This is a genomic window from Amycolatopsis samaneae (genome assembly GCF_039541975.1).
GTDB classification, from domain to species: domain Bacteria; phylum Actinomycetota; class Actinomycetes; order Mycobacteriales; family Pseudonocardiaceae; genus Amycolatopsis; species Amycolatopsis samaneae.
The window spans coordinates 258,026-277,305 of record NZ_BAABHG010000007.1 but is presented as its reverse complement, the minus strand read 5'-3'; the positions used below and the strand labels follow the sequence as shown (position 1 = coordinate 277,305).

Annotated in this window: 19 protein-coding genes; 7 read left to right on the top strand and 12 right to left on the bottom strand. The window is 70.3% G+C overall.

What is annotated here, in order from left to right; genetic code table 11:
• Positions 1–4 precede the first annotated feature (4 nt).
• Both ABD987_RS20330 and ABD987_RS20325 read right to left on the bottom strand, forming a co-directional pair.
• Positions 5–721, bottom strand: coding sequence for a hypothetical protein (locus ABD987_RS20330; protein WP_345395574.1), 717 nt, complete (start codon positions 719–721; stop codon positions 5–7).
• Complete coding sequence (locus ABD987_RS20325) at positions 714–1,223, bottom strand: SigE family RNA polymerase sigma factor (protein WP_345395571.1); 510 nt, start codon at positions 1,221–1,223, stop codon at positions 714–716. The genes ABD987_RS20330 and ABD987_RS20325 overlap by 8 nt, the downstream gene beginning before the upstream one ends.
• Before the next feature lie 134 nt (positions 1,224–1,357).
• Here ABD987_RS20325 and ABD987_RS20320 point away from each other — a divergent pair, with 134 nt between their 5' ends.
• The 3 genes from ABD987_RS20320 to ABD987_RS20310 all read left to right on the top strand — a co-directional run bounded on the left by ABD987_RS20320 (position 1,358) and on the right by ABD987_RS20310 (position 3,919).
• Complete coding sequence (locus ABD987_RS20320; protein ID WP_345395568.1) at positions 1,358–2,395, top strand: threonine aldolase family protein; 1,038 nt, start codon at positions 1,358–1,360, stop codon at positions 2,393–2,395.
• 16 nt (positions 2,396–2,411) lie between these two features.
• A complete protein-coding gene (locus tag ABD987_RS20315) occupies positions 2,412–2,990 on the top strand; it encodes an HAD family hydrolase (protein ID WP_345395565.1) in 579 nt (192 codons plus the stop codon).
• An 89-nt stretch (positions 2,991–3,079) separates the two neighbouring features.
• On the top strand, positions 3,080–3,919 hold the full coding sequence (locus ABD987_RS20310; RefSeq protein ID WP_345395562.1) for an SAM-dependent methyltransferase: 840 nt from the start codon (positions 3,080–3,082) through the stop codon (positions 3,917–3,919).
• Between the two features lie 21 nt (positions 3,920–3,940).
• Here the strand turns inward: ABD987_RS20310 and ABD987_RS20305 are convergent, their stop codons facing one another.
• From ABD987_RS20305 to ABD987_RS20295, 3 genes are all read right to left on the bottom strand, one after another.
• Entirely contained in the window at positions 3,941–4,126 is a 186-nt protein-coding gene (locus ABD987_RS20305) for a hypothetical protein (RefSeq protein ID WP_345395559.1), read from the bottom strand.
• A 123-nt stretch (positions 4,127–4,249) separates the two neighbouring features.
• Complete coding sequence (locus tag ABD987_RS20300) at positions 4,250–5,416, bottom strand: pyridoxal phosphate-dependent aminotransferase (protein WP_345395556.1); 1,167 nt, start codon at positions 5,414–5,416, stop codon at positions 4,250–4,252.
• Between the two features lie 18 nt (positions 5,417–5,434).
• Entirely contained in the window at positions 5,435–6,361 is a 927-nt protein-coding gene (locus ABD987_RS20295; protein WP_345395553.1) for a TetR/AcrR family transcriptional regulator C-terminal domain-containing protein, read from the bottom strand.
• Between the two features lie 172 nt (positions 6,362–6,533).
• On the opposite strand from ABD987_RS20295, the gene ABD987_RS20290 reads away from it, so the two are divergent.
• A complete protein-coding gene (locus ABD987_RS20290) occupies positions 6,534–7,733 on the top strand; it encodes an FAD-dependent monooxygenase (protein WP_345395550.1) in 1,200 nt (399 codons plus the stop codon).
• A gap of 64 nt (positions 7,734–7,797) precedes the next feature.
• Here the strand turns inward: ABD987_RS20290 and ABD987_RS20285 are convergent, their stop codons facing one another.
• A complete protein-coding gene (locus ABD987_RS20285) occupies positions 7,798–8,937 on the bottom strand; it encodes a WXG100 family type VII secretion target (protein ID WP_345395547.1) in 1,140 nt (379 codons plus the stop codon).
• Positions 8,938–8,986: 49 nt separating this feature from the next.
• Complete coding sequence (locus ABD987_RS20280; RefSeq protein ID WP_345395544.1) at positions 8,987–9,304, bottom strand: hypothetical protein; 318 nt, start codon at positions 9,302–9,304, stop codon at positions 8,987–8,989.
• A 186-nt stretch (positions 9,305–9,490) separates the two neighbouring features.
• Here ABD987_RS20280 and ABD987_RS20275 point away from each other — a divergent pair, with 186 nt between their 5' ends.
• Positions 9,491–11,380 (top strand): serine/threonine-protein kinase, encoded by a 1,890-nt coding sequence (locus tag ABD987_RS20275; protein WP_425551088.1) that lies wholly within the window; start codon positions 9,491–9,493, stop codon positions 11,378–11,380.
• A 1-nt stretch (position 11,381) separates the two neighbouring features.
• Here the strand turns inward: ABD987_RS20275 and ABD987_RS20270 are convergent, their stop codons facing one another.
• From ABD987_RS20270 to purD, 5 genes are all read right to left on the bottom strand, one after another.
• Complete coding sequence (locus tag ABD987_RS20270) at positions 11,382–12,155, bottom strand: ESX secretion-associated protein EspG (RefSeq protein ID WP_345395541.1); 774 nt, start codon at positions 12,153–12,155, stop codon at positions 11,382–11,384.
• 2 nt (positions 12,156–12,157) lie between these two features.
• Complete coding sequence (locus ABD987_RS20265; RefSeq protein ID WP_345395538.1) at positions 12,158–13,843, bottom strand: hypothetical protein; 1,686 nt, start codon at positions 13,841–13,843, stop codon at positions 12,158–12,160.
• A 10-nt stretch (positions 13,844–13,853) separates the two neighbouring features.
• On the bottom strand, positions 13,854–14,465 hold the full coding sequence (locus ABD987_RS20260; protein WP_345395535.1) for a DUF3558 domain-containing protein: 612 nt from the start codon (positions 14,463–14,465) through the stop codon (positions 13,854–13,856).
• Entirely contained in the window at positions 14,449–14,844 is a 396-nt protein-coding gene (locus tag ABD987_RS20255) for a hypothetical protein (RefSeq protein ID WP_345395532.1), read from the bottom strand. The genes ABD987_RS20260 and ABD987_RS20255 overlap by 17 nt, the downstream gene beginning before the upstream one ends.
• A gap of 124 nt (positions 14,845–14,968) precedes the next feature.
• A complete protein-coding gene (purD, locus tag ABD987_RS20250) occupies positions 14,969–16,243 on the bottom strand; it encodes a phosphoribosylamine--glycine ligase (protein ID WP_345395529.1) in 1,275 nt (424 codons plus the stop codon).
• A 182-nt stretch (positions 16,244–16,425) separates the two neighbouring features.
• Here purD and ABD987_RS20245 point away from each other — a divergent pair, with 182 nt between their 5' ends.
• Together ABD987_RS20245 and ABD987_RS20240 are read left to right on the top strand one after the other, a co-directional pair.
• Positions 16,426–17,571: a glycerophosphodiester phosphodiesterase gene (locus ABD987_RS20245; protein WP_345395526.1), complete on the top strand. Its 1,146-nt coding sequence runs from the start codon at positions 16,426–16,428 to the stop codon at positions 17,569–17,571.
• A gap of 169 nt (positions 17,572–17,740) precedes the next feature.
• Positions 17,741–19,276: an amino acid permease gene (locus ABD987_RS20240; RefSeq protein WP_345395523.1), complete on the top strand. Its 1,536-nt coding sequence runs from the start codon at positions 17,741–17,743 to the stop codon at positions 19,274–19,276.
• Positions 19,277–19,280 lie beyond the last annotated feature (4 nt).

Sequence of the window (19,280 nt, the reverse complement as noted above, 5' to 3'; positions counted from 1 at the left end):
CCGGTCAGAAGCGCGCGGCGAGGTCACCCGCGATCCGGCCGAGTTCACCCGCGAAGGGCACCGGGTGACCCGCCGTCCCCGCGACACTGACCAGCACGAGCGTGCCACCACCACGGGCCGGGAGCCGGAGGATCGCCGCCCCCGCGGGCTGCCGCGGCTCGTCGAGCGGGGCACCGGCGGGAAGTACCGCGACCGAGATCATGCCGTCGGGCAGCGGGAACCCCGCGGCGCGCGCGCCCGTCGTACAGGCGCCGCCCGGTGAAGCCCCATCGGCGGCGACAGGGACCGGGAGCTCGCCAGCGAGGGCGGTGGCGAGCTCCCGGTCGACCTGCTCGCACCCGGAGGTGCCTTCGACCCGAGGGCCGGTCTTCCCGTCCCCGTCACCCCCCTGCTGGGGCGACGCGGACGAAAAGTTCGGTGCCTCCCCCGAACCTGAAGGACGTGCGGGTCCAGCGCTGGGTTGCCCGGGAACCGGCGCCGAGTTCGCCCTGATCCCCGAGGACGCCGACTTCGGCCCCCCGAAATCGACATTGCCGACAATCCCGAAGATTCCCGCCCCGGCGAGGACGAGCACGACCGCGCTGGTCGAGACGGCCAGCCGCGACCGGTGTCGGGCGGACTGCCGCTTCGACTCGGCGACGACGTCGGATTCGGTGAAGGTCGAGGGCGGCGGTTCACCGGGCGCGGCGGAGAACAACGTTTCGAGGTCGCGCTCATCCATTGGTCTCCACCTCCCGTTCCAGAACCTGTTTCAGATTCGCCAGCCCGCGCGCGGTCTGGCTCTTCACATTGCCCTCGCTGCACCCCAGCGCCCTGGCCGCGGCGCTGACGTCTAGCCCCTCGAAGAACCGCATGACCAGGACCGCGCGCTGCTTCGGCGGCACCTCCCGCAACGCGGCGAGGAGGTCCTCCCTGGTGGCGACGCGCTCGGCGAGGCCGGGCCCGTCCGGCACCGGCTCGGGCAGTTCGTCGGTCTGCCGTTCCCGCCGCCACGGACGCCGCGACTCGTCGATCGACGCCCGTACCAGGGTCTTGCGCAGGTAGGCGTCCGTCGCCCCGCGATCCCTGATCTTCTTCCACCTCCGGTGCAGCGCCACGAACGCCGTCTGCGCGAGGTCGTCCGCGCGGTGCCAGTCACCGCAGAGCATGTACGCGGTCCGGCGCACGGCGTCCCGCCTTGCGGCGAAGTACTCCGCGAACTCCTGCTCGTCGCGCTGGTCCACGCGCAGTCGTGCTCCACTCTGTTGTCGTCGGCGGTAGGACGGAACCGGGGGCGTCCACGGTTGCACGGCCCGCGAAGTTCGACCAGCCTCCTGCCGCATTGATCCGCCTGCCGTCCATGTGATGTGATCGGACCGTGACCTCGACGCCGCAGCCGCTCGACTTCCGCTCCGACACCGTCACCCGGCCGGACGAGACGATGCGCAGAGCGATGGCCGCGGCGGAGGTCGGCGACAACGTCCTCGACGCCGACCCGACCATCGCCGAGCTCGAACGGCGCGCGGCGCGGGTGCTGGGCATGCCCGCCGCGCTGTGGACCCCGACCGGCACCATGGCCAACCTGATCGCGCTGACTGCGCACCTGCGCCGCGGCGACCGGTTCCTCGCGATGCGCGGCGCGCACGTGCTGCACAACGAGCTCGGCTCCGCCGCCTGGCTCGCGGGCGGGATGCCGGAACCGCTGGAGCACGACGCCGGGCCCGGCCGGCCCACCGCCGAGGCGCTCGAACGGGCCATCGGCACCGTTGGCCCCTACTTCACCCTGCGTACTTCGTTGCTGTGCCTGGAAAACACGCACAACTCGGCGGGCGGCGCGGTCACCCCGCCGGACGAGCACGCCCGGTTGCTCGCGGTAGCGAGGCAGGCCGGGCTGAAGGTCCACCTCGACGGCGCGCGGATCTGGCACGCCGCGGTCGCGCTGGGTGTCCCGCCCGCCGCGCTGACCGTCGGCGTCGACACCGTGTCGGCGTGCTTCAGCAAAGGGCTCGGCGCGCCGGTCGGTTCGGTCGTCGCGGGGACACCGGAGTTCGTCGAGCTGGCGCGGCGGACGCGGCAGATGCTCGGCGGCGGTGTCCGCCAGGGCGGGGTGCTCGCGGCCGCCGGTCTCGTCGCGCTCGACCGCGTCGACGAGCTGGCCGAGAGCCACGAGAACGCCCGTCGCCTCGCCGCCGGACTCGCCGAGCACGGCTGGTCGGTGCCGGCACCGGAGACCAACATCGTGCTCGCCGAGGTCCCGGACGTCCCGGCCGCGACGAAGTCGCTCGCCTCGCTGGGGATCCTGGCGTACCCGCTGCCGGAACGGGTGCGGTTCGTGCTGCACCGCGACCTGTCCGCCGCCGACGTCGAGGAAACGCTGTACCGGATCAAGACGAGCCGGGCGAAGCCCGGTTCCTGACGGCATGGGGGATGCGATGAACTGGATCGTGTTCGACTACGGCAACGTGCTGAGCACGTCGTTCACCGAACTGCCGAAACTCGCCGCCACACTGGGTGTCGAGGCCGGGCGGCTCGAAGCGCCCTACTGGGCCACGCGGGACGCCTACGACCGGGGCAGCAGCGACCTGGAGTACTGGCGGTCGGTCGGGAACGCGCTCGGCATCGAGGTCGACGAGGCGAAGAGCCAGGAGCTGACCAGCATCGACGTCGCGGGATGGTCCCATCTCGAACCGTCCTCGCGCGAGCTGCTCGAAGCGCTGGCCGAGGCGGGCGCGGCACTCGCGCTGCTGTCCAACGCGTCGGCCACCTTCGGCCGCTGGGTCCGGGAACAGGACTGGGCCCGGCATTTCCGCGTCACGCTGTTCTCCGGCGATCTGGGCTGTGCGAAGCCGGACGAGCGCATCTACCGGATCCTGCTCGACCGGCTCGGCGCGGCGCCGGAGGACTGCCTGTTCTTCGACGACCGGAAGTCCAATGTGGACGGCGCGGCGGCGGTCGGCATCCGGGCACACGTCTGGGACGGCGCCGAGGCGGCGCGGGCCGCACTCGGCTGAACTCACCCAAACGGCAGATCCGCCTACACAGTGTCAGGCCCAGGGGCCTAAGCTGGCTGGACCCACACCGACTTCCCGCGGTAGGTGACATGCCCGCGCACGATCCGCTGTCCGGCACCCGGCCGGCCGTACTGCCGTCCGACTTCGATCGGCCGAGCATCGCGCGGGTCTACGACGCCCTGATGGGCGGGCAGGACAACTACGCGGTCGACCGCGCGGTACTGCGGCAGATTCTCGACATCGCGCCGGGCTCGCCGGAAATGGCGAAGGAGGTGCGGGGCTGGCTCGTGCGCGCGGTCCGCTTCCTCACCGAGCGGATGGGGATCGACCAGTTCCTCGACCTGGGCTCCGGCTTCCCGACCGTGGAGAACACGCATCAGGTCGCGCAGCGCTACAACGCCGAGGCGCACGTCGTCTACGTCGACAACGATCCGGTCGTGCAGGCACACGCCCGCGCGTTGCTGGTGGAGAACGACCACACCCACATCTCCGGCAGCGACCTGCTCGACCCGGACGCGACGCTGGCCGACGAGACGCTGGTCCGCAATCTCGACTTCCGCCGCCCGGTCGGCCTGATCATGTGCGCGGTCATCCACCACATCGCCGACCTCGAACAGGCACGGCACGTGGTGAAGACCTACGTCGAGGCGATGGCGCCGGGCTCCTACCTCGTGCTGCTGCACCAGCACAACCCCGCCGACGGCAGCGAGGCCGCCGAAGTGGCGGCCTCGCTGGAGAAACGCTTCTGTGGCACCGGGCTCGACACCCTCTACCGCACCCGGGAGGAGATCGAGCCCTTCTTCGACGGTCTGGAGCTCGTCAGGCCCGGGCTGACCCACCCGCACGAGTGGTGGCCGGACGGGCCGCGCCTGGCCAAGCTGACGCCCGTGAACTACACGTCGCTGGCCGGGGTGGCGCGGATCCCGTGACCGGCATCCGGCCCACCGGCTTCACTGATTGATACGCCTGGGGTCCTTCTTGCCCGTGACCGCCCGGTAGCCGGCCGCGCCGATGAACAGCACGGCACCGATCACGCCGATCCACAGGATCGCCTTGAACACGAACCCGATCACCGAGCCGAGCACCATGAACGCCACCCACGCGACGATCAGCGCTCCGACGATCTTCCAGAACATGGCTCCTCCGATTGCGTTCCCGTGCCCTGCCGGCCCGGTATGACCAGCTTCCCACCCTCGGCGCGAAAACTCTCTCGTCCGGGCCAACGTTCAGGGGGATCTCCGGGTTCCCCCTGACCGGTTTCACCCGAGCCAGGATCCGATCCGCCGGACGCCCTCGTCGATGTCCCCGGCCGAGCCCGCGAAGGAAAACCGCACGTAGCGCCCGCCGTCGACCGGGTCGAAGTCGACTCCGGGCGCGATCGCGACGCCGGTGTCGTCGAGCAGCCGACGGCACCAGCTCAGGCTGTCCGTGGTGTACGCCGAGACATCCGCGTACGCGTAGAACGCCCCGTCGGCGGGCGCGAGCTTGTCGATGCCCACCGCGCGCAGCCCGGCGAAGAGCCGGTCCCGGTTGGCGCGGTAACGCTCGACGTGCGCGTCGGCCTCGGCGTAGGACTCGGGTGTGAAGGCCGCCACCGCGGCGTGCTGGGAGACCGCGGGCGGGCAGATGGTGAAGTTGCCGGTCAGCACGTCGACGGCGCGGTGCAGCCGCCGGGGGACCAGCATCCAGCCGAGCCGCCAGCCGGTCATCGCGAAGTACTTCGAGAAGCTGCCGAGGACGAGCGCCTCGTGCCCGTACTGCCAGGCGCAGTCCAGCTCGGCGCCGTAGGAGATGCCGTGGTAGATCTCGTCGCTGATCAGCTGGACGCCGCGGGACGAGCACCAGGCGCTGATCGCGGCCAGCTCGCCGGGCGGCAGCACGGTGCCGGTCGGGTTGCTCGGCGCGGCCACGATGAGGCCGTCGATCGGGCCGAGTTCGTCCAGCCGCGCGACCGTGGGCTGGAAGTGCGTCTCCGGACCGGTGGCGAACTCCACGACCTCGCAGCCGAGGACGCGCAGCAGGTTCCGGTACGCCGGGTAGCCGGGCCGGGCCATCGCGACCCGCGACCCCTGGTCGAACGCGCTGAGGAAGGACAGCAGGAAACCGCCGGACGAGCCGGTCGTCATGACGACGTCACCCGCGTCGACGTCGATCCGGTAGCGCCGCCGATAGTGCGCGGCCACGGCTTCACGCAGCTCGGGGATGCCGAGCTGTTCGGTGTAGCCGAGGGTCTGGGTCTCCAGCGCCCTCTTCGCGGCTTCCAGCACCGGAGCGGGCGCGGGCGCCGACGGCTGGCCGGCGCAGAGCGCGACCAGGTCACCGTGACTGCGCTGCCGCGCCTGCGCCGCGGAGAGGACGTCCATGACGTGGAACGGGGGAACTCCGGACCGCGGCGCGGGCCCGGCGAAAGCACCAAGGTCGACCATGACAGCAGGCTAGCCCGGCTACGTCCGGCCACGGGGTGACGCGGTCCGCGCGATCAACGCCCCGTAGCCGTCGAGCAGGCGTTGCAGGCCGAAACCGAACAGCCGGTCCAGCTCGAAGTCGAAGTCGCCGCGGGCGATGACGGCGGCGAAGGACGGATAGCGACCCTGGGCGATCAGCTCGAACACCTTGGGCTCGTGCTCGGCCAGCCACTCCTCGTCCGACCGCGCGGATCCGGCCTCGGCCTCGGCCTCCCATTCGAAGTTCAGCGCCGTCGCGCGGACGTAGTTGAACAGCGTGATGTGCGCGTACATGATCGTCGAATGCGCGAGGCCGTGGCCGTCGAGCGCGCGGACGGCCCACTCGGCGTGGTCGAGCAGGTTCGGCAGCGGCTGCGGGCGGGTGACCGAAAGCGCCTGCGCGAGCCAGGGATGCCGCCGGAACAGCTGCCACTGGCGGGTGGCCAGCAGTTCGAGCTGCGCGCGCCAGCCCTCCGGCGGCACGGCGGGGAAGCTGACCTCGCCGAGGACGAGATCCGCCATTTCGAGCACGAGGTCGTCCTTCTTGGGGACGTGCCGGTAGAGCGCCATCGTGGCGACCCCGAGTTCCGAGGCGATCCGCCGCATCGCCAGCGCGCCGATGCCCTCGGTGTCGGCGATGCCGACGGCGGCACGCACGATGCTCTCCCGGGACAGCTCGGCCTCCCGCTTCGGCGCGTGCCGTGCCGGTGCCGCGACGACGGTCCCGGCGCCGGGACGAGTGACCACGAGCCCCTCGTCGCGCAGGGTCGCGATCACCTTGGTCGCGGTGGCCATCGCGACGCCCCAGTCCCGGACGATCTGCCGGGTCGACGGGACCCGCGCGCCCGGCGCCAGCTCGCCCGCGGCGATCCGGCGGCGGATCTCGGTGACGATCCGGCGGTAGGGCGGTTCCTGCGGCGTGCCCATCTTTCCTCCCAGTGCACTAGTGCGCTCGCTCCGCAGAGCCTAGTGCGCTCCTGCTCGGAGCCCCTCCGCGCACTAGTGCTCTGATCTTAGATCTTCCCAGCTCTAGGCCCATACATCCCGAAGTGCATACCTTGTACGCATCGCACTTCGGACAACGTACACAAGGGGCGTCATGACCACGAAGAACATTCTGATCTCGGGTGCCGGGGCCGCCGGGATCACGCTGGCCTACTGGCTGCGCCACCACGGTTTCCGGCCGACCGTCGTCGAACGCGCCGAGGCGCCGAGGCGCGGCGGGCACGCGATCGACATCCGGGGCAGCGCGCTCGGCGTCGTCGAGCGGATGGGCGTGGCGGACCTCCTGCGGGAGAAGCGCACCGACATGCGCGGCATGTCCTGGTACAACGCTCGCGGCCGGAAACTCGTGGACGTCACCGAGCACACGCTGACCGGCGGCCTCGTCGGCAACGAGGACATCGAAATCCTGCGCGACGAACTGACCGACATCCTCTACGCGACAACCGAAGGCGTCGAGTACGTCTTCGACGACGCGATCACCGGACTGACCCAGACCCCCGACGGCGTCGACGTCACCTTCGCCGCCAGCGCGCCGCGCACGTTCGACCTCGTGGTCGGCGCGGACGGCATCCACTCGGCGGTGCGGCGGCTGGCCTTCGGCCCGGAAGCGCGCTACGTGCACCACCTGGACACCTACCTGGCCGTGTTCACCATGCCGAACTACCTGAACCTGGACCGCTGGCAGTCCTTCCATATGTCACCGGGGCGGCTTGCCGGTGTCTACAGCGCGCGGGGCAACGCGGAAACGCGGGCCATGCTGGGATTCGAGTCACCGGTGCTGGACTACGACCATCGCGACCGTGCCCAGCAGGAAAAGCTCGTCACGGACGCGTTTCTCGGCGGTGGCTGGGAAACCCCGCGCCTGCTGCGGGAAATGCGTTCGGCGCCGGAACTGTACTTCGACTCGATGAGCCAGGTCCGGATGGACTCCTGGACCGCCGGACGCGTCACCCTTGTCGGCGACGCGGGCTACGGCCCGTCGCCCCTTTCCGGACAGGGCACCAGTTTGGCGCTCGTCGGCGCCTACGTCCTGGCGGGCGAACTGCGGGCCGCGCGCGGTGACCATCAAACGGCGTTCGCGCGGTACACCGAGATCATGCGGCCGTTCGTGGCGAAGAACCAGGAGTTGGCGACGGCGAACCAGCGGCGCCAGTCCCGGACGCGGGCCGGGCAGTGGCGGCAGATCCAGAGCATGCGGGCGCTGCGTTACCTGCCGTTCCGGGAGCAGATCATGCGTAAGGCGATGCGACCGCTGGCCGACTCCGCGAACTCGGTGCGCCTCAAGGACTACTGACGGTCCGTGAATGCCACATTGAGGGACTCTGAGTCCCTCGATGTGGCATTCACGGACTTCGGAATCAGTAACCCTGGTAGGCGCCGCCGTGCGACATCGACTTCAGGCCGGGGACGTTACCGATCGAACCGTATCGGCTGATCGAGTACTTCACGCCCGCGATGATGTTGTCGACCGGGTTGTAGATGTTGTCGTGCCCGGGCAGTTTGTGCGAATTGAACGTCGAGTCGATGCACTGCATGAGCCCCTTCGACGGGTGCCCGGCGGCGGCGTTCGAATCCCAGTTGTTGATCGCGTTGGGATTGCCGCCCGACTCGTGCTGGATGATGGCCCAGATGTTCGGGATGTCGGCCTCGGTGACGTTCACGCCCGCGGCCTGGAGCGCCTTGATCGCCTCCTGGATCCACTGCTGCACGTTGCCCGGCGGCGGGGACGAAGGCGGCCCGCCACTCGGCCCGAGGCCGCCGCCCCCACCACCGCCACCGCCGCCCCCTCCGCCGCCACCACCGTGGTTCGACATGGCGCCGTTGCTGTGGATACCGCCGGTGCTCTGCGGAATCGTCCCGTCCTTGCCCGGCGGCGGAACGTCCTTGTAGCCGCCCTCGATCTGCGTCTTCATCAGTTCTTGGGACTTGGCGATCAACCGGTCGGCCGTCGCCATCAGGCCTTCCACGTCCGTGGCCGTGGTCGTGACGAGCTGTTCGTTGCCGGTGCGGGCCTGCTGGACGAGCTGGCTCGCCGACGGATTGGGCATCTCGCCCTTGCCGTTGTCGCGAACGGCGTCGGCCTTGGCCTGCGCGGCGTCCGCGGCGGCCTGCTGCTTCGGGATCTCCCCGTCGAACTTCGCCTTCAGATCGTCGCGCTTGCTGGTGATGTTCCGCTTGATGTCGGCCAGCTGCCCCTGCAGCTGGGTCAGATCGTCGCCGACCTCCGTCAGGTGCTTCTGGACCTTGTCGCCCGCGGTGGTGATCTGCTTGACGTAGGCGAAGAAGTTGTCCGCCGCGGGACCCGACCACACCCCGCCGTTGAGGGCGTCCGTCGAGGACTTGAGTGCCGCGCTGTGGTCACCGGCCTGACTGGCCGCGTTCTTGAACTGGTCGGCGGCCTGCTGAATGGCCTGCGGATTGATCTTCTCGATCTGCGCGACCTTGTCCTGGAGCACATTCCAGTTCTTCGGCGGATTCTCGATCTTCTCGGCCGGCACTACTCCACCCCCTCACTCGCGAAAGTCCTCATGGCCACGATCGACACGCTCACTGGTTTCCCGACTGGTGCAACGTCACGTCGCTCTTGGCGACCTGGTCGGCCTCGTTGATCAGGCCCGCGGCCTTGCGCAGGGCGAGACCGGTCGCCTCCATCAGCTTCCCGGCGGCGTCGAACTCGTTGTGCACACCCTGCTTGAAATGACCGACCGCGCCGTGCGCGTCATCGGCACCGGTCATGCCGCCGAAGGGGCTTTCCTTCTCGTGGTCCATCCCCGTGAGGTGCTTCTTGGACTTCTCGAACTCGTCCTTGAGCTTCTCGACCTGCTTGGCGGCAATGCCCATCGAGTCCGGGTCGTACACAGGCACGGTTCGTCATCCCCTTCGGAAAGCTGCGTCCGCCTGGTGTGACGTCGGCACCACCAGGACGGTTCCCGCGCATACTGTAAGACTTCGGCTGCGCCCCGTGCGCGGATCTTCGTCAAACTCCACCCGGTGATGCGTGCGCGCCCACCGGACGCGCTTTGTAGCATGCGTCCGGGGAGGTGGGTGATCATGAAACCGTTGAATCCGGGTGAATCCCGGCAAGTCGGACGCTATCGGCTGGTCGCGCTGCTCGGTGAGGGTGGCATGGGCCGGGTGCTGCTCGGCGTGTCGCCGGACGGACGGCTCGTGGCACTGAAGCAGGTCCATCCGGGTTTCGCGCACGACGAGGGTTTCCGTTCCCGGTTCCACCGCGAGGTCCAGACGTCCCGCATGGTGTCCGGTGCCTACACCGCGGCCGTCATGGACGCGGACCCCGAAGCCGCGACGCCCTGGCTGGCCTCCGTGTTCGTCGCCGGGCCTTCGCTCAAGGAGGCCATCGACGCCGCCGGACCGCTGCCGGTCGAGTCGGTGCGGTTCCTCGCGGTCGGCCTGGCCTCGGCGTTGGGCGAGATCCACCGGGTCGGGCTCATCCACCGCGACCTGAAGCCCAGCAACGTCCTGCTCACCGACGACGGCCCCCGCGTGATCGACTTCGGCATCGCCCGCGCCGCCGAGGGCGACACCGAACTCACGCACACCGGGTCGATCATCGGCTCGCCGGGCTTCATGTCGCCCGAGCAGGCCGACGGCCGCCCGGTGACCCCGGCGAGCGACATCTTCTCGCTGGGCGCGCTGCTGGTGATGGCCGCGACCGGACAGGGACCGTTCACCGGCACGTCCACGCCGCAGACGCTCTACAACGTGGTCCACACCCAGCCCGACCTGCGGATGCTGCACCCCGACGTGCGTCGCCTCGCCGAACCGTGCCTGGCGAAGGACCCCGCACAGCGGCCGACACCGGCACAGATCCTCGACTTCCTCGGCTCGGTCACCCCGAGCGCCACGCCTTGGCCGCCGACGGTGCACACCATGATCGCCCGGCAGAAGGCCGAGGTGAACACCGCGCTTTCGCTCCCGGCCCCCGCGCCCGAGCCGGTCACGGCTCGCCCCGGAAAACGGCGAGGGCGGCTCATCGCGGCCATCGCCGCGGCGAGCGTCGTCGTGCTGGGTGCGGCGGCGACCACGGTCGTACTGCTCAACCGTGATTCGTCCCCACCGGCCGCCGCGCCCGCCGGTTCGACACCCGGCCCGCCCCCGGTGGACCCGTTGAGCTTCGAGGTGCTGCGCACGGTGGATCCCTGCAAGCTGCTCGACCGGGACTCGACTCCCCAGTCCGGGCCCATCACCGGCGCCGAAGACCAGACCGAGTTCACCAAGTGCAAGTACGGTCTCCAGAACTCCGCGCTCGGCAAGAACACGCCGGTCACCATTTCCCTGGCCGAACCCATGACCAGGGTGAGCGGCGGCGAACCGGTGACCATCGAATCCCTCGAAGCGGTCCAGAAAAAGAGCTCGAGTTCGGGCTGCGTTGTCATGGTCACGATTCCGACGCAGACCGGCTTCGGCCTCCAGGCGGACTCCAGCGACGCCGGAGCGAACGACTGTGCCGTGGCGACCGAATTCGCGCAATCCATGGTCAAACGGTTACGCGCGGGCAATCCGCCGACCGTTCCGACGAACACCGGAACCGCGCTCACCGTGGATATGTGCACCACAGTTCCCAAGAAGGAACTGGAAAAGGTCGTCGGACAAACCGTTCGCGTGGAAGTGAAAGGGCTCTTCGAGTGTAGCTGGACCGCCGGGGGAATCTACAGTATCCGACCGTTGCGAGCCTCGGACCCCGCCGGGAAACTGACCGGGCCGAACGTATCGGAAATCGCGGGCGTCCCCGTCCTCGACGAACGCGACACGTCGTCGTGCTCCATCAGCTGGCTACAGCGCAAGATCACCCATGAAATCGCCGAAAAGACCACGCTTTCGCACACCCTGTCGGACAGTGAGCAAAAAGATCCCGGCCGCGCCTGCGCGCAAACCAGGGAATTCGCGAAGGTGGTGATTTCCGCATTGCCCAAGGCCTGAGTCAGGCTTCGGCGAGCAGTTCCCGGATCCGTTCGGCCAGCAGCGCGTTGTCGGCCGGGGCGACGGTCGCCCAGTCGCTGCCGTCGGCGTCCTTGCCGAGCTGGAACAGGTACCGCCCGGCGTCGGTGTCGTAGAAGGCGACGACGCGCGAGGCCCGGTGGGCGACGCCGTCACGGCCGATCCGCTCGGCGCCGAACTGGCCACGGGCATGCTGGCCGAGGAGCATGCCCGCCAGCTCCTGGGCCTGGAACAGCGGGATCCGCCGATCCTCCAACGCGGTGACCAGCGCCTTCGCGTCACCGCGCGCGTCGGCGTCGGCGGCCATCAGTACGTCGTGCGGGACGCTGACGGCCTGGCCGATGCCGGGCTCCAGCTCCCCGGCGACCGTCACCGCGGCCTCGGGCAGCATGCCCTCGCGGGCCGGGATCAGCCACACCTGCCCCTCGTCGACCACGCCCAGCAGCGCCTGACGGCCGAGGCTGACCGCGCGGCCGCGGATCTCCCGCTCCGCCCACACCCAGACGTCGACCGCGAGCCGCGGGCGCGCCAGCAGGTGGAACAGGTCGATCAGCTCGCCGGTCGCCCGGCGACCTCGGGCCAGGCGCCGCTCGGCCAGCGACGCCCAGGCCTGCTCGACCAGTTCGGCCCGCTCGGTGTGCGTCACGCCCGGAGTCGGCACGTCCAGCGAGACATGTCGCGGTGGCAGGCCCTCGGCCTCCCAGAGCATGTCGAACTCCAGCGCGGACAGCACGATGCTGCCGTTTTCCGCGGGCACGGTCAGCGCACATCCTTGTCACCGATGACGTCCGGGGACACCATGCGCTGGTCCTCGAACAGGTCCTTGTCGTCCACGCCGTACCGGCGCACGTGCTCGGCGTCCTCGGTCTCCCGGCGGTCCTGCGGCGCCGCCTTCGCGAGCAGCTTCGCGTCGCCGCGCGACTGCTTCGGGTTGAGCTGCTCCGACCTCCGCAGCGCGACCGCCTCCTCCTCCGGCAGCTCGCCGACCGGCAGCGGACCGGCCTTGCCCTTGCCGGAACCACCGGAGCCGAAGCCGCGGCGCTCCCGATCCCGCTCGCCGCTCAGCGCGCCACCGACACCGCCCGCGCCGATCGCCGCCACTCCCGCGCCCACGTCACCCGCGGACGCACCCGGCTTCGGCGCCACCACTCCGGCACCGCTGACGGGGCCCGTCGGCAGGGGCGCCTGGCCGGGCGCCTGCGGCAGCGACCCGACCGTGCGGCCCTTGCCGAGCGCCTGGTCACCCCGGGTCTCGGCGGTACCCGCGACACCCCGGCCCAGCGCACCGTCGACACCGGTCGCGCCGCCGGACACCGCGCCGCCGCCACCGGCGCCGACCGGACGTCCCGGCTGCGAGCCCGGCGCGCCGGGGCCACCACCCGTACCGCCGGGGCCGCCCGTTCCACCGGTCCCGCCGGTGCCACCGGTTCCACCGACGACCGGGCCGGTGCCGACCGGCGCGCCCGGCGGGACGAACTCGCCGGGGCCGGACACCGCGGGTGCCGGTCCGAGCGGTGGCCGCGCGGGCGTGGAGTCGCCGGTACCGCGGCCCGGCACGTTGACCCAGCCGGGCGGCGGGGACGCGGGCTGCCGCTGGACACCGGCCGGCGCCGTCGGGGCAGAGCTCGGGCTGGTCGGCTGGTACCCGGCGGGGGTACCCGAAGTGGTCTGCCGCGGCGCCTGCGCCGCGATGCCGTACGCCGGGGTCGGCGGGTCGGCGGGCAGGGACGCGGGCGCCGGGGCCTGGTACCGCACCGGCTGCGGCTCGACGTACTGCGAGCGGACCTCGGCCGACGCGGGTTTCACGCTGCCGTCCGGGGTGAGGTCGACCGCGGAGCCGGCGAGTGCGGCCGAGCCGAATTCCCCGGTCGGCGTGGCCTTGAGCGTTTCCGGCCTGGTCAACGTCTCGGTGGAGAGCAGGTTTTCGCCGCTCTCCTTGGCGTAGTCGTTCAACGCGGCGAGCGCCTGGCCCCGCGCGTTGTTGGCGGCGCTCACCTGGCGCGCGTGGTCGGTCTCGAAGCCGATCAGGCTCAGCAGGGAGTCACCGAAGGTGAACCCGCCCGCGCCCTTGCGCACGGTTTCGGCGTCGGGCAGCTTGTACCGCGCGCGGTTGAAGGCCTCGCCCTGCGCGAAGATCATCTCCGCGGCGTGGTTCACCTTCGTCTTCGCGTCCTGGGAGAACCCGGCCTGCTCGGTGAACACCTGCCCGGCCTGGCCGCCCGCCTGGCTCTGCCATTCGACGCCCATCTTGGCCAGCTCGGTGCGCAGCGTGCGATCGGTCTCGGCGAGGGCGTCCGCGACCGAGTTCAGCGCGTCCACCGCGACACCGATGCTGCCGATGCCATCGCCGGTGTTCATCCGCTCGATCTCGGTGGCGATCGCGGTGTTGGTCCAGCCGTCGAAACGCTGGTCGCGGATCCTGCCCGCGAGCTCGGAGATCTTCACGCGCGCTCCCTCAGTTGCGTGCTTTCAGGGTCTGCAGGGCGAGATCCGCCGCCTGCCCGGACATCTCGCACAGCCGCGGCTGGGTGAACGCGCCCGCGGTGATCGCGAACGCCTGCACCGCGAGCGTCTGCCCGGCGGCGACGCCGACGAGCGTTTCGCAGTCGGCGGGGGTGCCGACGGCCCGATAGTTCGTGATCGCGGGGAAGCCGCCGACGGGTTTCGGCTGCGTGGTCATGCTGTTCTTGCGCCGCGCCCCGGTGAGCCATTCGGTGACGTCCGCGCCGATCACGCGGACGTGATAGGCGAAGAACGGCTCGGCGTCCTTCGCGTCCAGCACGCAGACCGGCCCGCCCTGCTGCTCGGTCGTCGGCCGCGGCGCGGCGGTGATCTTGAGCTGGGCGAGCTGCGGCTGGCTCAGCAGCGCGCACGGGTCGACGCCGGCGACCGGCAGCTCCGCCGGCCGGGCCGGAAGTTCCGTGGCCTTCGCGCGCTGCGAGAGCGAGCTGGCCGCGGGCTCCACCGGATACGGGGTGCCCTCCATGCCGGCCGAGCAGCCCGCGAGTGCCGCGGTGGCGAGCACGCCACCGGCGAGCCACACCCGGTGGTTACGTGGGGTGGCCACCGCGCTCCCTGATCACCGCTGCCTTGTCCGCCTCGCCGGTGCTGTACTTCTTCGCCGCCTCGTGGAGCTGGGCGACGAGCCGGTGCAGCCCGGCCACGTACGCGCGGACCTGGGCCGTGTACGACTCGTCCCCGTCCACGACGAGACCGTTCCACGCCTCGACGGCCTTGGTGCTGATGATGTCCGCCGACGGGCTGTCGATCCGCAGCTGGCCCAGCCGCGTGAGCAGCTTGTCCTCGAGCGCCTTGACCTGCTCCTCCACCACCTTCGCGACGGCGAGCAGCTTGTCCGGGTCGACCATCACGTCCGCGACGCCCGGCGCCACGGGAACGGCACCGGTGAGGTCGAGTCCCTCGGTGGTTGCTGGGGTTCCTGGCATGCGCTCCCCTGACGTGATACGGACGGTCACCGGCTGGCTGCGTCGAGGCTACCAACGCGGATGTGACGGTGGTCTGAATTCGACGAAGTCCGCCGGGGCCCGGTTCCGTTCGGCCAGGGGGAAGTTACGCGTGCTGGTCCGCGGCCGGGGCCGTGACCTCGCCGTTCACCGCGCGCAGCGCGATGTCCGTGCGGTGGTGCGAACCGGCGAGGTGCACCTTCGCGACGGTCTCGTACGCCTGCTTGCGCGCGGCCTTGAGCGTGCGGCCGGTACCGACGACCGACAGCACGCGTCCGCCCGAGGAGACCACCGCGCCGTCGTCGCGACGGCGCGTGCCCGCGTGCAGGACGCCCTCCAGCTCACCACCGGTGATGACGTCACCCGTACGGGGTTTACCCGGGTAGCCGTCCGCGGCGACCACGACGGTCACCGCGGCGCCGCCGGACCACTCCAGCGGCGGATGCTCGGCGAGCGTGCCGGTGGCGGTCGCGTGCAGCACCCCGGCGAGCGGGGACCGCAGCAGCGCCAGCACGACCTGCGTCTCGGGGTCGCCGAACCGGCAGTTGAACTCGATGACCTGCGGGCCTTCGGAAGTCAGCGCGAGACCCGCGTACAGCAGCCCGGAGAAGGAGGCGTCGCGGGCGACGAGCTCGTCCACGACCGGCTGCACGATCCGCGCGACGACGTCGTCGACGAGGTTTTCCGGCGCCCAGGCCAGCGGCGCGTAGGCACCCATACCGCCGGTGTTCGGACCGGCGTCGCCGTCACCCACACGCTTGAAATCCTGCGCGGGGAGCAGCGGGACGACGGTGCGACCGTCGACGAAGCAGAACAGCGAGACCTCCGGACCGTCCAAAAAGGACTCCAGGAGGACCGGGTGGCCGCCGTCGAGCAGCATCAGCGCGTGCTTGCGCGCGACCTCGATGTCCTTGGTGACCACGACGCCCTTGCCGGCGGCGAGACCGTCGTCCTTCACCACCCAGGTCGGGCCGAAGCGGGCGAGCGCCGCGTCGAGCCGCGCGGGCGTGTCCACGACCTCACTGTGCGCGGTCGGCACGTTCGCCGCTGTCATGACGTCCTTGGCGAACGCCTTGGAGCCCTCGATCCGCGCGGCCGCTGCCGACGGGCCGAAGCAGGCGATACCCGCCTTGCGCACGGCGTCGGCGACGCCGGCGACGAGCGGGACCTCCGGCCCGACGACGACGAGGTCGGCCCGCCAGTCCTTGGCCAGTGCCGCCACCGCGGCCGGATCGGCGGCGTCGACGCCGAGCTGCTCGGACACCGCGGCGGTCCCGGCGTTGCCGGGGGCACAGGCGAGTGCGGTGACGGCGGGATCGCCGGACACCGCGAGGGCCAGTGCATGCTCACGGGCGCCGGACCCGATTACCAATACGCGCACGCCGGACAGGGTACCGGCGACCCCCGCGCCGGACACTTCGCCGTCACCCTCGGCAGCTGTGACCGCGAGCTGTTCACCCGGACGTCAGGCGTCCTTACGGGCAGCGACGCCGCGCGGACGCTTGCGCTGTCAAGGGTGGCGCGGTAAGTCGGGACCCGTCCCGGAAGCGAAAGAGGTTGTAGATGAAGCGCAAGCGTGTGGGTGTGCTCGCACTGACCGGTCTCGCCCTGCTCGGCGTCGCCGGGCTGGCCGTCGGTCCGGCGAGCGCCACGCCGAACGACACCGCGGACGCCCCGGATGCGGCGGCGTACGGCCGGGGTCACCATGACCCCGTGATCATCGGACACCGGGGCGCGCCCGGCTACCGCCCGGAGCACACGCTCGCCTCGTACGAACTCGCGTTCCGCCAAGGCGTGAACTGGGTCGACGTGGATCTCGTGCCCACCAAGGACGGGCAGCTCGTCGCGCGGCACGAGCCGGAGATCGGCGGCACCACCGACGTCGCGAAGCATCCGGAGTTCGCCTCGCGCAAGACGACGAAGGTGATCGACGGCACATCGCTGACCGGCTGGTTCACCGAGGACTTCACGCTGGCCGAGCTGAAGACGCTGCGCGCGGAGGAGCGGATCCCGCAGAACCGCCCGAACAACCAGATGTACAACGGGCGCTACCAGATCGCGACGTACCAGGAGGTGCTCGACCTGACGAAGCGGCTCTCGCGCGAGCTGCACCGGACGGTCGGGACCTACCCGGAGGTCAAGCACTCGACGTACTTCCAGTCGATCGGCAACCCGACCGAGCCGAAGCTGGTGTCCATCCTCGACCGCAACGGGCTCAACCGCCGCAACGCGCCGGTGATCATCCAGTCGTTCGAGGTGTCGAACCTGATCGCGCTGCACCGCCAGGTGCGCGTGCCACTGCTCCAGCTGACCGACGCGACCGGCGCGCCCGCCGACTTCGTCGCGAAGGGCGACAAGCGGACCTATGCGGATCTTGTTACGCCGCAAGGACTTCGTGAGGTCGCGAAGTACGCGGACTACCTCGGGCCCGCGAAGTCGCAGATCATCCCGCTGGACGCGGCGGGCAATCTGACGCAGCCGACGGCCATCGTCCGCGACGCCCACGCGGCGGGCCTGAAGGTCCAGCCGTACACGTTCCGCAACGAGAACCCGTTCCTGCCGAAGAACCTGCGCTCGTCGGACAGGCCCGACGCGTACGGGAACGTCTTCGCGGAGGAGGCGGCGTTCTTCAAGGCCGGCGTCGACGGGTTCTTCGCCGACCAGCCGGACACCGCACTGGAGTCGCTGCACGACTTCCTCGGCCGCTGAGCCACTCCGTCAAAGGTCCGTGGGGGCCTCCTTGAGGGACCTAGAGTCCCTCAAGGAGGCCCCCACGGACCTTCGCGTTTCTTGACGTGACCTTGACACCCGATGTGACGCGGGCTACTTTTCTGCGGATCTCAATGGTCTGTCCGCATACCTTTCGAGGGGTAGCCCGATGGATGTCTCCGATCAGACCGACACCGAACCCGCCGATGACGACGACAGCGCCCGCCTGCACCAGCTCGGGTACGCGCAGGAACTGAAACGGACGATGTCGGCGTTCGCCAACTTCGCCGTGTCGTTCACGATCATCTCCGTCCTTTCGGGCTGCCTCACGCTGTACGGCTTCGGCATGAAGACCGGCGGGCCCGCCGCGATGATCTGGGGCTGGCCGCTGGTCGGCCTGTTCGTGGTGCTCGTCGGGCTCGGCATGGCCGAGGTCTGTTCGAGTTATCCGACCGCGGGCGGGCTCTACTACTGGGCGGCGAAACTGGCGCCCCGCAACGGTCCCGCGTGGTCCTGGTTCACCGGCTGGTTCAACCTGATCGGGCAGATCGCGGTCACCGCGGGCATCGACTTCGGCGCGGCGCTGTTCCTCAACGCGTTCCTCGACCTGCAATGGGGTTTCGCGGCGACGCCCGGCCACACGATCCTGCTGCTCGCGATCATCCTCGTCGTGCACGGCGCGCTGAACACCTTCGGTGTGCGGATCGTCGCGATCCTCAACAGCGTCAGCGTGTGGTGGCATCTGCTCGGCGTGCTGGTGATCGTCGGGGTACTCGTGTTCGTGCCGGCGAAACACCAGGACGCGTCGTTCGTGTTCGGCAGTTTCCAGAACCAGACCGGCTGGGGCTCGTCGGTGTACGTGTTCGCGCTCGGGCTGCTGCTCGCGCAGTACACGCTGACCGGGTACGACGCCTCCGCGCACATGACCGAGGAGACGAAGAACGCCGCCAAGGCCGGACCGCGCGGCATCGTCACGTCGATCCTGGTTTCCCTTGTCGCGGGCTGGATCCTGCTGATCGGGCTGGCCTTCGCGATCCAGGACTACGACGGCGCGGTCGGCTCGGCGACCGGGGTGCCGCCCGCGCAGATCTTCATCGACGCGACCGGCGCGGTGACCGGCAAGTTCCTGCTGCTGATCTGCATCGGCGCGCAGTTGTTCTGCGGCATGGCCTCGGTGACCGCGAACTCGCGGATGATCTACGCCTTCGCGCGCGACGGCGCGATCCCCGGCTCGAAGATCTGGCACCGCATCAACAAACGCACCCAGACGCCGACGAACGCGGTGTGGCTGGCCGCCGGTGGCGCGCTGGTGCTCGCGCTGCCGTACCTGTGGAGCGCGACGGCGTACGCGGCGGTGACCTCGATCGCGACGGTCGGACTCTATGTGGCGTATGTGATTCCGGTGTTCCTACGGGTCCGGATGGGCGAGCGGTTCGAGAAGGGACCGTGGCATCTCGGCCGCTGGGGTAAACCGATCGGCATCGTCGCGAGCGCCTGGGTCGTCGTGATCTTCGTGCTGTTCATGCTGCCGCAGGCGTCGCCGATCACGGTGGACACGTTCAACTACACGCCGATCGCGTTCCTCGTCGTCCTCGGCGGCGCGGCGCTGTGGTGGGCGCTCTCCGCCCGGAAGTGGTTCACCGGGCCGAAGGTGCAGGGCAGCGCGGAGGAACTGGCCGCGGTGGAACGGGACCTGCTCAAGTAGGGCG

What these genes read in the sequence shown, in the direction of transcription:
- ABD987_RS20255 (WP_345395532.1), bottom strand. Translation starts at nt 14,844, where the DNA reads ATGCCAGGAACCCCAGCAACCACCGAGGGACTCGACCTCACCGGTGCC.
- ABD987_RS20295 (WP_345395553.1), bottom strand. Translation starts at nt 6,361, where the DNA reads ATGGGCACGCCGCAGGAACCGCCCTACCGCCGGATCGTCACCGAGATC.
- ABD987_RS20240 (WP_345395523.1), top strand. Translation starts at nt 17,741, where the DNA reads ATGGATGTCTCCGATCAGACCGACACCGAACCCGCCGATGACGACGAC.
- ABD987_RS20245 (WP_345395526.1), top strand. Translation starts at nt 16,426, where the DNA reads ATGAAGCGCAAGCGTGTGGGTGTGCTCGCACTGACCGGTCTCGCCCTG.
- ABD987_RS20330 (WP_345395574.1), bottom strand. Translation starts at nt 721, where the DNA reads ATGGATGAGCGCGACCTCGAAACGTTGTTCTCCGCCGCGCCCGGTGAA.
- ABD987_RS20290 (WP_345395550.1), top strand. Translation starts at nt 6,534, where the DNA reads ATGACCACGAAGAACATTCTGATCTCGGGTGCCGGGGCCGCCGGGATC.
- ABD987_RS20310 (WP_345395562.1), top strand. Translation starts at nt 3,080, where the DNA reads ATGCCCGCGCACGATCCGCTGTCCGGCACCCGGCCGGCCGTACTGCCG.
- ABD987_RS20275 (WP_425551088.1), top strand. Translation starts at nt 9,491, where the DNA reads ATGAAACCGTTGAATCCGGGTGAATCCCGGCAAGTCGGACGCTATCGG.
- ABD987_RS20300 (WP_345395556.1), bottom strand. Translation starts at nt 5,416, where the DNA reads ATGGTCGACCTTGGTGCTTTCGCCGGGCCCGCGCCGCGGTCCGGAGTT.
- ABD987_RS20315 (WP_345395565.1), top strand. Translation starts at nt 2,412, where the DNA reads ATGAACTGGATCGTGTTCGACTACGGCAACGTGCTGAGCACGTCGTTC.
- ABD987_RS20305 (WP_345395559.1), bottom strand. Translation starts at nt 4,126, where the DNA reads ATGTTCTGGAAGATCGTCGGAGCGCTGATCGTCGCGTGGGTGGCGTTC.